This window comes from Pseudomonas sp. LB3P14 (genome assembly GCF_054898045.1).
Map to the genome: position 1 here is coordinate 6,981,614 of NZ_CM142714.1, position 13,637 is coordinate 6,995,250.

The 13,637-nt window shown below is 59.4% G+C and carries 13 protein-coding genes; 10 read left to right on the forward strand and 3 right to left on the reverse strand.

The features are described from left to right. Position 1: 1 nt before the first annotated feature. A complete protein-coding gene (locus tag ACYZT5_RS32095) occupies positions 2–1,657 on the forward strand; it encodes an ABC transporter ATP-binding protein (protein WP_462048871.1) in 1,656 nt (551 codons plus the stop codon). A 9-nt stretch (positions 1,658–1,666) separates the two neighbouring features. After that, entirely contained in the window at positions 1,667–2,371 is a 705-nt protein-coding gene (locus ACYZT5_RS32100; protein ID WP_462048872.1) for an NAD(P)H-dependent oxidoreductase, read from the forward strand. A gap of 207 nt (positions 2,372–2,578) precedes the next feature. Here ACYZT5_RS32100 and ACYZT5_RS32105 read toward each other — a convergent pair whose 3' ends face one another. Then, positions 2,579–2,770 (reverse strand): YegP family protein, encoded by a 192-nt coding sequence (locus ACYZT5_RS32105; RefSeq protein WP_462048873.1) that lies wholly within the window; start codon positions 2,768–2,770, stop codon positions 2,579–2,581. A 184-nt stretch (positions 2,771–2,954) separates the two neighbouring features. Here ACYZT5_RS32105 and ACYZT5_RS32110 point away from each other — a divergent pair, with 184 nt between their 5' ends. Together ACYZT5_RS32110 and ACYZT5_RS32115 are read left to right on the forward strand one after the other, a co-directional pair. After that, positions 2,955–3,881, forward strand: coding sequence for a LysR family transcriptional regulator (locus ACYZT5_RS32110; RefSeq protein WP_462048874.1), 927 nt, complete (start codon positions 2,955–2,957; stop codon positions 3,879–3,881). A gap of 57 nt (positions 3,882–3,938) precedes the next feature. Continuing rightward, entirely contained in the window at positions 3,939–4,304 is a 366-nt protein-coding gene (locus ACYZT5_RS32115) for a 5-carboxymethyl-2-hydroxymuconate Delta-isomerase (RefSeq protein WP_462048875.1), read from the forward strand. 3 nt (positions 4,305–4,307) lie between these two features. On the opposite strand, the gene ACYZT5_RS32120 is transcribed toward ACYZT5_RS32115, so the two are convergent. Further along, positions 4,308–5,243: a LysR family transcriptional regulator gene (locus ACYZT5_RS32120; protein WP_462048876.1), complete on the reverse strand. Its 936-nt coding sequence runs from the start codon at positions 5,241–5,243 to the stop codon at positions 4,308–4,310. 185 nt (positions 5,244–5,428) lie between these two features. Next, positions 5,429–6,613 (reverse strand): cyanate transporter, encoded by a 1,185-nt coding sequence (locus ACYZT5_RS32125; RefSeq protein WP_462048877.1) that lies wholly within the window; start codon positions 6,611–6,613, stop codon positions 5,429–5,431. Positions 6,614–7,044: 431 nt separating this feature from the next. On the opposite strand from ACYZT5_RS32125, the gene ACYZT5_RS32130 reads away from it, so the two are divergent. The 6 genes from ACYZT5_RS32130 (at position 7,045) to ACYZT5_RS32155 (ending at position 13,592) form a co-directional block, all read left to right on the forward strand. Further along, positions 7,045–8,427, forward strand: a complete 1,383-nt coding sequence (locus ACYZT5_RS32130; protein WP_462048878.1) for a glutamine synthetase family protein — start codon at positions 7,045–7,047, stop codon at positions 8,425–8,427. A gap of 179 nt (positions 8,428–8,606) precedes the next feature. Continuing rightward, entirely contained in the window at positions 8,607–10,256 is a 1,650-nt protein-coding gene (locus tag ACYZT5_RS32135; RefSeq protein ID WP_462048879.1) for a phosphoethanolamine transferase, read from the forward strand. Between the two features lie 73 nt (positions 10,257–10,329). Beyond that, positions 10,330–10,992 (forward strand): class I SAM-dependent methyltransferase, encoded by a 663-nt coding sequence (locus ACYZT5_RS32140; protein ID WP_462048880.1) that lies wholly within the window; start codon positions 10,330–10,332, stop codon positions 10,990–10,992. A 123-nt stretch (positions 10,993–11,115) separates the two neighbouring features. After that, positions 11,116–12,249, forward strand: coding sequence for a ribonuclease D (gene rnd / locus ACYZT5_RS32145; protein ID WP_462048881.1), 1,134 nt, complete (start codon positions 11,116–11,118; stop codon positions 12,247–12,249). After that, positions 12,246–12,539 carry a YcgL domain-containing protein gene (locus ACYZT5_RS32150; RefSeq protein ID WP_007898694.1) on the forward strand — a complete coding sequence of 98 codons (294 nt, stop codon included), beginning with the start codon at positions 12,246–12,248 and terminating at the stop codon, positions 12,537–12,539. Before rnd ends, ACYZT5_RS32150 begins: the two co-directional genes overlap by 4 nt. Before the next feature lie 120 nt (positions 12,540–12,659). Next, positions 12,660–13,592, forward strand: a complete 933-nt coding sequence (locus tag ACYZT5_RS32155; RefSeq protein WP_462048882.1) for a D-2-hydroxyacid dehydrogenase — start codon at positions 12,660–12,662, stop codon at positions 13,590–13,592. Positions 13,593–13,637: the final 45 nt, after the last annotated feature.

The window sequence follows — 13,637 nt, forward strand, 5'->3', positions numbered from 1 at the left end:
CATGAACGCGATCGACAACGAAAAGCCGCTGCTGGAAATCCGCGATCTGCACATCGAAGGCCATTACGAGGACGCTTGGCACCCGCTGATCAAGGGCATCGACCTGACCCTGCAACGCGGCGAAGTATTGGGGCTGATCGGTGAGTCGGGTGCCGGCAAATCGACCCTCGGCCTGGCTGCCATGGGGTATACCCGTGACGGTTGCCGGATCACCGGCGGCTCGATGCAGTTCGACGGCATCGACCTGCTGCGCGCCAAACCTGAAGCGCTGCGCACACTGCGTGGTCTGCGGATAGCCTACGTCGCACAAAGCGCCGCGGCGTCGTTTAACCCGGCCCATCGGCTGATTGATCAGCACGTGGAAACGGCGGTCAAGAACGGTGGGATGAGCCGTGCCCAGGCCATGGCAGAAGCGGTGGAGTTGTATCGGGTGCTGCGCCTGCCGAATCCGGAACAGATTGGTCAGCGCTACCCGCATCAGGTGTCTGGCGGGCAATTGCAGCGGGTCATGACCGCCATGGCCATGGCCTGCCACCCGGACCTGATCATCTTCGACGAACCGACCACCGCCCTCGACGTCACCACGCAGATTGAAGTGCTGGCGGCGATTCGTGATGCGGTGGCGACTTACGGCAGTGCGGCGATCTACATCAGCCACGACCTGGCGGTGGTGGCGCAAATGGCCGACCGGATCATGGTGCTGCGTCACGGCAAACTCGTGGAGGAGGCCGAGACCCGAAAAATGCTTGACGACCCGCAAGAGGACTACACCAAGTCGCTGTGGGCGGTGCGCAGTTTCCGCACCGAACCCAAGCCGTGCCCGCAACAGGAAAAACCGTTGCTGGAATTGCGCAAGAGCTGCGCCAGTTACGGCCATCAGCCTGTGCTGCACGACGTCTCGTTGAGCCTGTATCGAGGCCAGACCCTGGCCGTCATCGGCGAGTCCGGCAGTGGCAAGAGCTCGACCGCGCGATTGATCACCGGATTGCTGTCGCCGACGTCGGGTCAGGTGCTGTATGACGGTGAGGCGCTGCCGGCGAACTTTCGGCAGCGCAGCAAGGAGCAGTTGCGGCGCATCCAGATGATCTACCAGATCCCCGACACCGCGTTGAACCCGCGTCAGCGCATCGTCGATATCATCGGTCGGCCACTGACCTTTTACCTGGGGCTCAAAGGCAAAGCGATGCGGGCGCGGGTGGCCGAGTTGCTGGAAATGATCGAGCTCGATCCGGCGACCTTCATGGAGCGTCAGCCCCGCGAGCTGTCCGGTGGGCAGAAGCAACGCGTGTGCATTGCTCGGGCACTGGCGGCCGATCCGCAGCTGATTATTTGCGATGAAGTGACCTCGGCGCTGGATCAGTTGGTCGCCGAAGGCGTGCTGAAATTGCTCAATCGGATTCAGCAACAACTGGGCGTCGCTTACCTGTTCATCACCCACGATGTCGCCACAGTGCGGGCGATTGCTGATGAAGTATTGGTGATGCAGCGGGGCAGGGTGGTCGACCACGGCTCGCGCAGCGCCATTTTCACGCCGCCGCATCAGGATTACACCGGACTGCTGTTTTCATCCGAACCGCAAATGGACCCCGACTGGCTCGACCGGTTGTTGGCCGCGCGCACGTTACCGTCTTCAAACACAAAGCTTGTAAACGTCTAAGGAATTGCCATGAAAGTACTGATCGTCCACGCCCATCCAGAACCGAGATCCTTCACCGCGGCGTTGCGTGACCAGGCTGTTACGACCCTCGAAGCCCAAGGGCATGAGGTCCAGGTCAGCGACCTTTACGCGATGAACTGGAATCCGGTGGCCAGCGCCGATGACTTTTCGTCGCGGGAAAACCCGGAGTACCTCGTGTATGCCCTGGAGCAACGCTTGGGTGTGAAGAGCCAGTCGCTCGCGCCGGACATCCAGCAGGAGCTCGACAAATTGCTGTGGGCCGACCTGTTGATTCTGAATTTCCCGATTTTCTGGTTCTCGACGCCGGCGATCCTCAAAGGCTGGATTGATCGGGTGCTGGTGTCTGGTGTCTGCTACGGCGGCAAGCGCTTCTACGACCAGGGTGGATTGAGCGGCAAGAAGGCGCTGGTTTGCGTGACGTTGGGCGGGCGCGAGCACATGTTCGGTGACGGCGCGATTCACGGCCCGCTGGAAGACATGCTGCGACCGATCCTGCGCGGCACACTGGGCTATGTCGGTTTCGACGTTCTGGAACCCTTCGTGGCCTGGCATGTGCCGTACATCAGCGACGAAGCCCGCAAGGAGTTCCTGCGTGGTTACCAGCAACGCCTGGAACACTTGAGCGATGACCTGCCGATAGTGTTCCCGCGTTTGTCGCAGTTCGACGATGCGCTGTATCCATTGCCTGTCTGAAGCGTTTCTTTGCCCTGAAAGTTGATGGCGTTTTTTCCGGCCCTATCGTCGGAACGCCGCCCGGAGCCGGCTCGCTCCCACAGTTGATCTCGGTTGTTCGCAAAAAGTAAGTTCACTGAAGATCCTATGTGGGAGCGAGCCGGCTCCGGGCGGCGTTCCGACGAAGAGGCCAGTGGGTTCAATCCAAAAAGCCGGATCTCTTGAGGCCTAGATTTCCTTCACGGGCGTTTCAGTTTCCACACCTTTGATCAGCCCGATGGCGTGCAGGCAATCCCCCTTGTTCACGTACGACTCACCACTGGCGATCGTCTCGTGATTTCCCGCTCTCAAGCGCCAACGCCATTGCCCTTTTCCAGTGCTCGGGGTGCCTTTGGATTGCCTGTAAATCTCAAAATACATACTGCTCGCTCCATGCGATTGATCTATGCGCGGCCTGTGTGGCGCGTCGGAGAAGCCTAGCGGAGCCGGGTTATTTGGCCATCGGGCATTTGTTTCAAATAGTTTGAACACTGGCCCGATAGCGCAGTAGACGTCTTCTCCCTGCCTTCCTAAACTGACGCGAGTCTTGGGCATGGGGGAACGCATGAATCGTAATGAACTACGCAAGGCCGACATCAACCTGATGGTGGTGTTTGAAACGCTGATGCTCGAGCGCAACGTCACCCGGGTGGCGGAGAAGTTGTTTCTCGGTCAGCCGACCATCAGTTCGGCGCTCAATCGCTTGCGCACGATGTTCAACGATCCGCTGTTCATTCGAGTCGGCCATCGCATGGAGCCGACGGCGCGGGCCGAGGAGATCATTCTGCACCTGTCGCCGGCCCTGGATTCGTTGTCGGTGGCGTTGAGCCTGACCCATGATTTCGACCCCGCCAGCAGCACCATGACCTTTCGTATCGGGCTGTCGGACGATGTCGAGTTTGGCCTGTTGCCACCGTTGCTGCGTGCCTTGCGTCAAGAAGCACCGAAGGTGGTGTTCGTGGTGCAGCATGTCGATTACTGGCGGATCCCGGACTTGCTGGCGTCGGGCGATATCACGGTTGGTATCAGCCAGACCCGCGGCCTGCCGGCCAACGCCAAGCGCAAGTTGTTGCGGCACATCCAGCCCAGCATTTTGCGCGCGGATGCATCGGACACACCGCTGACGCTCGATGAATATTGCGCGCGACCGCACGTGCTGGTTTCCCACACCGCCAATGTCAGCGGCTACGCCGATGAGTGGCTGGCGGAGATTGGTCGTACGCGTCAGGTCGTCCTTTCCGTGCCGCAATACAGCTCGCTGCCGGCTTTGCTCGCCGGCACCGATCTGATCGCCAGCCTGCCGGACTATACGGCTGAGGCCATGGCGGCGTCCGGCCAGCTGTTCCAAGAGCCGTTCCCGTTCAAGACACCGACCCTGGATCTGTCGATGGTCTGGCTCAGCCATGTCGATACCGACCCCGCCGAGCGCTGGTTGAGGTCGAGACTGGAGGCGTTCATGAGTGAACGTGCGGTGTTGCCGCTGCCCGAGTGAGTAGGGCAACGCTGTGTTATATGTACGACCTTTCTGCCAACCTTAAGGAGCTCAGTCATGCCTCACCTGCACATGGAATACACCGCCAACCTGCCCGTGCTCAATGCCGACGTGGCGTTGATCCGGCTCAACAATACGTTGGTGGCGTCCGGTCAGTTTGCTGCCGAATACGACATCAAGAGCCGAGCAGTGAAAGTCGAGACGTTCAAGGTCGGCACGGCGTTAGGTGAACGGGCCTTCGTGCATGTGAAACTGGCACTGTTGAGCGGTCGCTCGGCGCAGATCAAGAAGCAGTTGTCCGAAAGTCTGCTGGCGGTGGTGCAGGACCTGTGTGAATGGCCGACCGGCGTTGAAGTCCAGTTGGCCGTGGAAATCCTCGACATCGATCGAGAGTCTTACACCAAAATAGCCATCAGCCACTGAGTTTCAGGCCATTTCCTGCTCGGTGCAGGCCTTGACCACTTGTTCGCGCAGCCAGGTGTTGGCGCTGTCCTGATCGACATTCTGGTTCCACTGCATGTCGAGGCTGAAACCCGGCAAGCCGTTCGGCACTTCGCAATGATTGAAGATTGCCTCGTTGGCCAGCAATTGCTGGATGCGCCGAGGCAGGGTCACGATGAAGTCGGTGCCGGTGATCATCTTCAGTGCTGCGCTGTAGCTGTTGGAGCGCGCGACGATCTGCCGTTTTTGCGCCTGCTGCGCCAGCCAGCCGTCGACCATGTTGGTGGTGGATGTCCAGGGTGTCGGGAACACGTGCCGGCGTTCGACAAAGGCTTGCAGGCTTAAACGCGGCTCCGGCGGTGTGGCACGTTTGTCGAAGACACAGACCAGGTCATCCTCCAGCAGCCTCCGGGATTTGAAATCGCCGTGACTGCGATGAAAGTTCGGGCCGAAGCAAATCACCAGGTCGAGGCTGCCGTCGCGCAGTTCTTCGGCCGGGATGTCGGTTTCGAACTTGTGCATGTTGACCATCACCGGAAGGTCGGCGAAATCGAAGCTTTTCAACAGCCGCGGCAGGATCAACTGCTCGAAGTATTCAGGTGCGCAGATATTGAAAGTGACCGGTTGCAGGGTTGGGTCGAACGCCTGCGCACCGGCGTGACACAGGTTGATGCTTTCGAGGATCTTCAGCACGTGGGTGTACATGGTGCTGGCTTTGTAGGTGGGGCGCATCCCCGCGCGGGTATTGATGAACAGTTCGTCTTCGAAGCTGGTGCGCAGTTTTTTCAGGCAGTAGCTCACAGTGGACTGGCTGACGCAGAGCGCCTCGGATACACCGGTGACGCAGCTTTGCTCATACACAGCGATAAACACCATGAGGTCCTGCATATCGAGCTTTCTAAGCAAGTTACTGTTCAGCATCCGTTCGGTCTCGCTGTGCTCCTTGCGCTGACTGTGCGCAAACTTGTGCGAGTGATCCTAACGGAACGATGGTGCCAGGAGAATGCCCTGTAGGAACTTTCATGGAAAGTTGTGGGGCAGTTCTATAGGCCTTCAGCCCCGTGAGCGGCGGCGAAACCGGTGTGTTTCATGATGGGGGTTCCGGGTCAGTGAATGTGTTGGGCGTAATGTCGCGGGTCGAAGCGCAAGACCATCAGGATCATCAGTGCCATGACGCCGGTCAGTGACCACCAGGCCCATTCGAAGCTGCCGAGCTGATCGCGGATCAACCCGGCAATCAGCGGCGAGAGACCGGCAATCAGGTAGCCGATGCCCTGCACGAACGCGGTCAGGCCGCCGGCGCGCTGGGGATTGTCCAGATGATCCAGGGACACGATGAGGCTCATCGGGAACAGTCCGCCGATGCCGAGCCCCAACAGACATGGCCACAACAGGCTCAGGTGTTGCGGGCTGAGAATAAGCCCGCAGAAACCGGCCATGATCAGCGCCAGCAACGCCACCAGCACCACGCGTCGGTCTCGGCTGCGGTTGGCGATAGCCGGTGTCAGCAGGCCGGACAACACTTCCATGGCGGTCAAGAAACCCAGCAGCAACCCGGCGTTTTGTTCGCTCCAACCCTTTTCGACGTAGTACGGCGCCAGCCAGGCCAGCACACAGGTGTAGGACGCCGTGCCCAGCCCGAAGAAGATGGCGAGTAACCAGGCGCGGGAATTGCCGAAGAAGGACCCATTGCGTTGCGCCTGAGCAGGCTGCGCCGGCATCCTTTCGCGTTGCATGCACCAAAACAGCAACGCTACCAGCGCCAGCGCCGCCCAGATCGCCAGGCCCATGCGCCAGCTGCCGGTGCGGATCATCACCAGCGGTGCAAACGACGCCGCAATCGCTGCGCCGCCCATGATCGATGTGACGTAGAGCCCCATGCACACGGAAACGTTATCGCTGAAGCGGGATTTGATCAGCGCCGGCATCAACGCCTGGATCAGCGCGATACCGATGCCCGCCAGCACGGCGCTGAGGATCAGTTCGGCCGCCGAATCGAGGAACAATCGCGACACCGTCGCCACGCCGATGATCAGCAGGGAGAGCACCACGGTGCGTTGTTCGCCGATTCGTTGGCTGACGCTCAGCCCAACGAACATCGCCAGCCCCATCGCCATCACTGGCAGCATGGTCAGCAGCGAGGCCAGGCTGAAACTCAGCGCAATGTCGCCACGAATCGCCGACAGCAAAGGACCGACGGCGGCCATGGAAGGTCGCAGGTTCAGGGCGACCAGGATGATGCTGACCATCAGCCAGAGGGCAGGGCGGGAGGTTGCGCGAACGTTTTCCATCTATCGGACCTGGAATGACAAGGCGCCGATTAGGCGCGGCGAGGTCTGCAGGCCGCAAATCAGAAAGTCCGGAGCAGTATTTAGAAATTAAATAACACTCCCTGTAGCAGCCTTCGGCAGCTGCTACAAGTACCGTGGTGCAACTCAATTGTTTAGCCAGCCCATAACCAAGGTTCTTCAAATCCCGATTTAACGACTTAACCTCCCGTGTAACGCTGCTGCTCATCTGTTCTCTGCGGTTTTCTCTATGGATGGTTGCCCCGTCGCACTTCCCTCCGAATTAGCCTTCTGGGCGCTGTGGCACTGCCGTCACGCGCGCCCACCGGATTCCTGCCTTTCCCGTTGATTGTTCTTACAGGTCCCGCGCTGCGCGCCGGGATCAAAGTGGCGGCGCCTGTGCGTTTGCCTGACGCGGAAATAAGAGAATTCCCATGAGTTTTGCCACGACATCCTTCGCCTCCAAGCAAGAAGCCCTGACCTTTCTTGAACAGAACCCGGATATCGAGATGTTCGAGTTGTTCATCCTCGACAACAACGGTGTGCCTCGGGGTAAGTTGCTGCATCGCGATGAATTGCTGGCGGTGTACGAAAGCGGACGGCCATTGCCGAGCACCATTCTCGGCCTGACCATCAACGGTGATGACGTGGAGAACTCCGGCCTGGTCTGGGACGTTGGCGATATCGACTGCCGGGCTTACCCGATCAGTGGCAGTTTGACGCGCATGCCCTGGCGGCTGATGCCTACGGCGGCGGTGCAGGTCAGCATGCACCCGAAGGAGGGCATGCCCGCGACGATTGCCGATCCACGGCATCTGCTGGCGAAAGTCATCGAAGGTTTGCAGGCCGACGGTTATTACCCGGTGATGGCGGCAGAGCTGGAGTTCTACCTGCTGGATCAGCAGCGCGACAGCAACGGTCGGCCGCAACCGGCGCGGGATGTCGATGGCGGGCGGCCGCGAGGGACTCAGGTCTACGGTTTGCGTGAACTGGAACAGATTGAACCGTTTCTGGCCGATCTCTACAGTGCCTGCAAACTCCAGGGCATTCCGGCGCGCACGGCGATTTCCGAATACGCGCCGGGGCAAGTGGAAATCACCCTCGAACACCGCACCGACGCCTTGCAGGCGATGGACGAAGCGGTGCGCTACAAACGGCTGGTCAAGGGCGTGGCCCACAAGCACGGGATGACGGCGTGCTTCATGGCCAAACCGTTCGATGACTTGGCGGGCACTGGCATGCACATGCACGTCAGCCTGGCGGACAAGGAGGGCAATAACCTGTTCGCCAGCGAAGCCCCGGACGGCACGCCGCTGCTCAAACAGGCGGTCGGCGGGATGCTCAGCACCTTGCTCGATTCGTTGCTGCTGTTCTGTCCGAACGCCAACTCTTACCGTCGCTTCCAGACCAACAGCTATGCGCCGCTGGCGGCCACCTGGGGCGTGGACAACCGCACCGTGAGTTTGCGCGTGCCCGGCGGGCCGGCGTTTTCCCGGCATATCGAACACCGCATCTGTGGTGCCGATGCCAACCCGTATCTGGCGGCTGCGGCGATTCTGGCCGGGATCCATCGCGGTATTCGCGAGCAACTCGATCCTGGCGCGCCGGTGGAGGGCAATGGATACGCCCAGGCCACGGAATTGTTGCCGACTGACTGGCTGACCACGTTGCGGGCGCTGGAAGGTTCGAGCTGGGCACGGGAGGCGTTCGGTGAAGAGTTTCTCGGCGTTTACCTGGCGGTAAAACGAGCCGAATACCGACAGTTCATGGGCGAGGTGGGCGAGCAGGACTGGCGCTGGTATTTGAATCAAGCCTGAACAGAACCTGAACCATTCTCAAATAAGTTGAAAGTTTTGGCCTAGTGCCACAAGCCAACTGATCGTTGGCTTCTTTTTCACAAAAAATTGATGGTTGGCTGCCTAAAATTATTGCCGTCGCGGTAAATGAAATTTTCACATTTGCCGAAGGCACTTCTTTTCAGGAACAGCCGATCACCATGTTGAAGTTTAAAGCCGTGCGCCCCGAGTGGGTGACACTGATTGCCAGCGCCTTTTTATTAACGGGCTTTAATTTTGTTCTCTGGCAACACCTGTTTGAAATCACGGCCTCTGACGGTAAGGGTATCGTCATGCGCGTGGCTTTCGGGTTGATGATCCTGGCCGCCTTCAACATTGTGCTGACCCTGCTGGCTTTCCGGCCCGTGATGAAACCGGTCCTGACGCTGATCTTCATGGTCAGTGCTGGCGTGGCGTACTTCATGAGCCAGTATGGTGTTTTGATTGACACCGGCATGTTGCGTAACTTTGTGCAAACAAATGCGACGGAAGTGCGTGATTTGCTGTCATTGAAGTTGCTTGTTTATTTACTTTTGCTGGGTGTTTTGCCGTCGTTGTTGTTGTGGAGGACCCCGGTTAATTACCGCCGCTGGCACCGAGAGCTATTAAGTAAGGCTCTGGTAAGTGTCGCGTCGGTTGCCGTGATCGGAGGCGTTGCACTGGTTAACTATCAGGGCCTGTCTTCGTTGTTTCGCAATCACCATGAGTTGCGCCTGATGGTGGTGCCCAGCAACTACATCGGTGCCTCGGTTGGCTTTTTGCGGGAGCAGGTCGCGTCGGCGCAACAACCCTTTGTCACTCTCGGTGAAGATGCCCAGCGAAATCCAGCCTGGCAAACCCATGGCCGCAAATCCCTGACTGTACTGGTGGTGGGCGAAAGTGCCCGGGCCGAGAACTTCGGCATTCTAGGGTATGACCGCGACACCACACCCAAACTGAGTAAAGAAGCTGGCTTGATCGCTTATACCGACGTGCATTCCTGCGGGACGGAAACAGCGGTGTCGGTGCCGTGCATGTTCTCCAACATGGGCCGAAAAGATTACAACGCCAGCAAGGCAAAGAACCAGGAGGGCCTGCTGGACGTGCTCAAACGCGCGGGTCTCGACGTAATCTGGCGCGATAACCAATCGGGCTGCAAAGGCACGTGCGATCGGGTCACCCTCGACGACGTCAGTAACCTGAAAGACCCGGTGCTGTGCGCCAATAGCGAATGCCGCGATGAAATCCTGCTGCAGGGTTTGCAGCACTTCATTGATACCCTGGATAAAGACACGGTACTGGTGTTGCACCAGATGGGCAGTCACGGCCCGGAATACTTCAAGCGCTACCCGAAAGAATACGAACGCTTCACCCCGGTTTGTGAAAGTAATGCCCTGAACAATTGCAGTCGCGAAAGTATCGTCAATGGTTACGACAACACCCTGGTGTATACCGATCACGTGCTGTCCACCCTGATCGACCTGTTGCGTAACAATCAGGACAAAGTCGATACCGCGATGCTCTATTTGTCGGACCACGGCGAATCCCTGGGCGAGTACAACTTGTTCCTCCACGGCACGCCTTACATGCTGGCGCCGGAACAACAAAAGCATGTCGCGATGTTGGCATGGTTTTCCGACAGCTATCAAAAGTCGTTCTCGGTGGACGCCCATTGCCTGCAATTGAGTCGTGAAAAGCCCTTGAACCAGGACAATCTGTTCCATTCGATGCTCGGTTTGCTGGAGGTCAACAGCAAGGTGTACAACCAGGATCTGGATATGTTTGCCGGATGTCGCGGTGCGGTAATTGACGGCGTGTTGGCCAAAAAGTGAGTGCTTCAACCTTTTTTTCACGCCCCGGCCGCTAACCTGCGGCCGGTAGAGTTTCCCCCAAGAGCCATTGCACATGTCCGCTCAACCCCCATCAGCCATCGAGCTTGAGATCGCCCGGCGCTACGATCAGGAGCACGCCCGCGTCTGTCTTCAGCCGAGTCCGCGTGGCCTGGCCGGGCGATTGACGTTCTGGCGTGACGAGCAACTGGTGCGTAACGCGCTCAAAGCTGCTGGCGAGCCGGGCCTGGTTCTCGATTTGACCTGTGGTGTCGGGCGCTTCTGGCCGGTACTGGCCGAGCATGCCAACCGGGTGATCCTCGCGGCCGACCCGTCGCAGGACATACTCGACCATGCCCGCACCCACCATCCGCAGCACCTGCTGAAGCGGGTCAAGACCTTTCAGAGTTCAGCGTTCACCATCGGCTTGTCGGCGAATGCGGTTGACTGCATTTTTTGCATGCAGCTGTTTCAACACCTCGCCAGCCCCGAGCATCGCTTGGCCATGCTTAAGGAGTTCCATCGGGTCAGTCGCGATACGGTGATTGTGGCGGTACGGGTCGATGCTCATTTCAAAGGCCGGCGCACGGATGCACAGGGCGCTCCGGTCAGACAGTTGGCCAGCAAGGCCGACGTGGAAGCCGAGTTCAAGCGCGCAGGTTTGCGCTTGCTCAGTCATCAAGACTTCCTGCCGGGTTGTGCGCGGATGCGCGTCTACGTACTGCGTAAGGCGAGCTAGGCTCCGTTTGTCAGACATTTCTTGCTGTCTGGCAGGCATTTTCGCTAAAGCTCTTGTTCAGTGGATGCGCGGAAATCGCCGGGGGCGATATATACTGCGCGCCATTCTTCAAGGGAGAGCCGTGTGGCCATCGATATTCACTGGATTCGCGACAACGATAGCCTCGGTCAGTTTTGCGCCGAGTGGCAGCAGCTGCCATTCGTTGCCCTCGACACCGAATTCATGCGGGTCGACACCTTTTATCCGATCGCAGGCCTGCTGCAGATCGGCGATGGCGTACGCGCTTACCTGATTGACCCCCTGACCATCGACAACTGGCGACCTCTGGCCGCGTTGCTGGAAAACCCGGCCGTGGTCAAAGTCGTCCATGCGTGCAGCGAAGACCTCGAAGTCCTGCTGCGCCTGACCGGCAGCCTGCCGGCGCCACTGTTCGACACCCAATTGGCCGCCGCTTACCTGAACCTGGGTTTCTCCATGGGCTATTCGCGGCTGGTGCAGGAAGTGCTCGGCATCGACCTGCCCAAGGGCGAGACCCGTTCCGACTGGCTGCAACGCCCACTTTCGGACACCCAAATCAGCTACGCCGCCGAAGATGCCTTGCACCTGGCGGAAGTTTTCGTACAGCTTCGTCCGAAGCTGTCTGACGACAAGTACGCCTGGGTCCTGGAAGATGGCGCCGAACTGGTGGCCAACCTGCGTCGCGAAGTTGATCCGTATGAGGTCTATCGCGAAGCCAAGCTTGCCTGGAAACTCTCCCGCGCCCAACTCGTGGTGTTGCGTGAACTGTGCGCCTGGCGCGAGCGCGAAGCCCGTGCTCGTGATCTGCCGCGCAACCGCATCGTGCGTGAGCATTCCCTGTGGCCGCTGGCGCGGACTCAGCCGGACAACCTCGGCGCGTTGGCGAAAATCGAAGACATGCACCCGCGTACCGTGCGTCAGGATGGCGAATTTCTGCTTGATCTGATCAAGCGCTCTGGCAGTGTGTCGCCAGATCAATGGCCGCCAGCGGTGCCGGAACCATTACCGGTGGATGCCGCCGCCCTGATCAAACAGCTGCGTGCGATCGGCCAGACCGAAGCCGAGCGACTGAACATTGCGCCAGAGCTGATGCTGCGCAAGAAAACCCTGGAAGCGCTGCTCAAAAGCGGCTACCCCAACGGTCCTTACCAATTGCCTGATTCGCTGCGTGGCTGGCGCCGCGAATTGATGGGCCAGGCGCTGCTCGACAGCCTGGCCACCGCCGGAGAACAGCCTTGAAACGTATTTGCTCCATCTATCGAAGCCTGAAGAAAAACGAGATGTACCTCTATGTGCTCAAAAGTGATGCACTGGAGCGCGTCCCGGAAAGCCTGATGGCCGCCTTCGGCAAACCGCATCACGCCTTCGACCTGGTGCTGACCCCCGAGCGCAAACTGTCGCGCGAGGACATCACCGTGGTGTTGGAAAACCTTGAGAAACAGGGTTACCACCTGCAAATGCCGCCGGCCGAAGACGAGTACATCGAACACTTGCCGGAAGAATTGCTGCGCCGCAACGACCCGATGTAATCGGCAGACAGGCTCTGTTCAGAGCCTTTATGAAACACTGGAATGATTTTGGCGATGGCCAGGGCGATGGAGCGATACTCCGTCGGCGGCCGTCTGCACTGTTTTCGAAAGGTTTGAACCATGCGCGTTCTGATTGCTGAACACGACCACCCTGTGTACGCCCAGCTGTTGCGTCAAGCAGCGCCTGACCTGGAAGTGCTGACCAGCGGCGACTCCGCCGAACTGGCCAGCCAGGCCGCTGATTGTCCGATCTGGCTCGGTCAGCCGGACCTGCTGGCGACCCTGCTGCGTCAGGGCCACGAGCCGCAATGGCTGCAATCGACCTGGGCGGGTATCACGCCGCTGCTGGCCGACGGTTTGCCTCGGCACTATCGCCTGACCCGGGCGGTGGGGATTTTCGGTCAGGTCATGGCCGAATACGTGCTGACCTACATGCTTGGCCACGAGCGCGAAGTGCTGCCGCGGCTGGTCAGCCAGGTCGAGCGCAAGTGGGACAGTCGCCAGGGCCAAAGCCTGGCCGGCCGCAAAGTGTTGATCGTCGGCACCGGTGACATCGGGCAGGCCGTGGCGCAGTTCCTCGTGCCGTTTGGGGTCGAGTTGTACGGCATCGCCAGCGAAGTCCGTGAGCAGACGCCGTTTGTCGAAGTCGGGGCGCTGGCTGATTTGCCGCGTCTGGTCGGTGAAGTGGATTACGTGATCAATCTGCTGCCCAATACGCCAAACACCCATGACCTGTACGACGCGGCGCTGTTCAAGCAATTCAAGCCGAGCGGGTTGTTCATCAACGTCGGACGCGGCGTGGCAGTGGTCGATGCGGACCTGGTGGAAGCCTTGAAAGAAGGGCATCTGGCCGGTGCCGTGATCGACGTCTGCCGTCAGGAACCGTTGCCGCAGCGTCATCCGTTCTGGACGGCGTGGGGCTTGCTGCTGACTGGCCACAGCTCGGCACCGACCTCGCCATCGATGATGGTGAATCTGTTTGTCGAGAACCTGCGGGCGTATCAGGCGGGTGAGGCGTTGCGCGGGGAAGTGGATTTCAATCGCGGGTACTGAGTACGTCGCAATGATCGTTCCCACGCTCTGCGTGGGAATGCCGCC

Excerpts from the sequence above, each read along its gene's own strand:
- ACYZT5_RS32125 (WP_462048877.1), bottom strand. The coding sequence starts at position 6,613 with ATGGAAAACGTTCGCGCAACCTCCCGCCCTGCCCTCTGGCTGATGGTC.
- ACYZT5_RS32095 (WP_462048871.1), top strand. The coding sequence starts at position 2 with ATGAACGCGATCGACAACGAAAAGCCGCTGCTGGAAATCCGCGATCTG.
- ACYZT5_RS32135 (WP_462048879.1), top strand. The coding sequence starts at position 8,607 with ATGTTGAAGTTTAAAGCCGTGCGCCCCGAGTGGGTGACACTGATTGCC.
- ACYZT5_RS32115 (WP_462048875.1), top strand. The coding sequence starts at position 3,939 with ATGCCTCACCTGCACATGGAATACACCGCCAACCTGCCCGTGCTCAAT.
- ACYZT5_RS32120 (WP_462048876.1), bottom strand. The coding sequence starts at position 5,243 with ATGCTGAACAGTAACTTGCTTAGAAAGCTCGATATGCAGGACCTCATG.
- ACYZT5_RS32105 (WP_462048873.1), bottom strand. The coding sequence starts at position 2,770 with ATGTATTTTGAGATTTACAGGCAATCCAAAGGCACCCCGAGCACTGGA.
- ACYZT5_RS32130 (WP_462048878.1), top strand. The coding sequence starts at position 7,045 with ATGAGTTTTGCCACGACATCCTTCGCCTCCAAGCAAGAAGCCCTGACC.
- ACYZT5_RS32100 (WP_462048872.1), top strand. The coding sequence starts at position 1,667 with ATGAAAGTACTGATCGTCCACGCCCATCCAGAACCGAGATCCTTCACC.
- ACYZT5_RS32110 (WP_462048874.1), top strand. The coding sequence starts at position 2,955 with ATGAATCGTAATGAACTACGCAAGGCCGACATCAACCTGATGGTGGTG.
- ACYZT5_RS32140 (WP_462048880.1), top strand. The coding sequence starts at position 10,330 with ATGTCCGCTCAACCCCCATCAGCCATCGAGCTTGAGATCGCCCGGCGC.
- ACYZT5_RS32155 (WP_462048882.1), top strand. The coding sequence starts at position 12,660 with ATGCGCGTTCTGATTGCTGAACACGACCACCCTGTGTACGCCCAGCTG.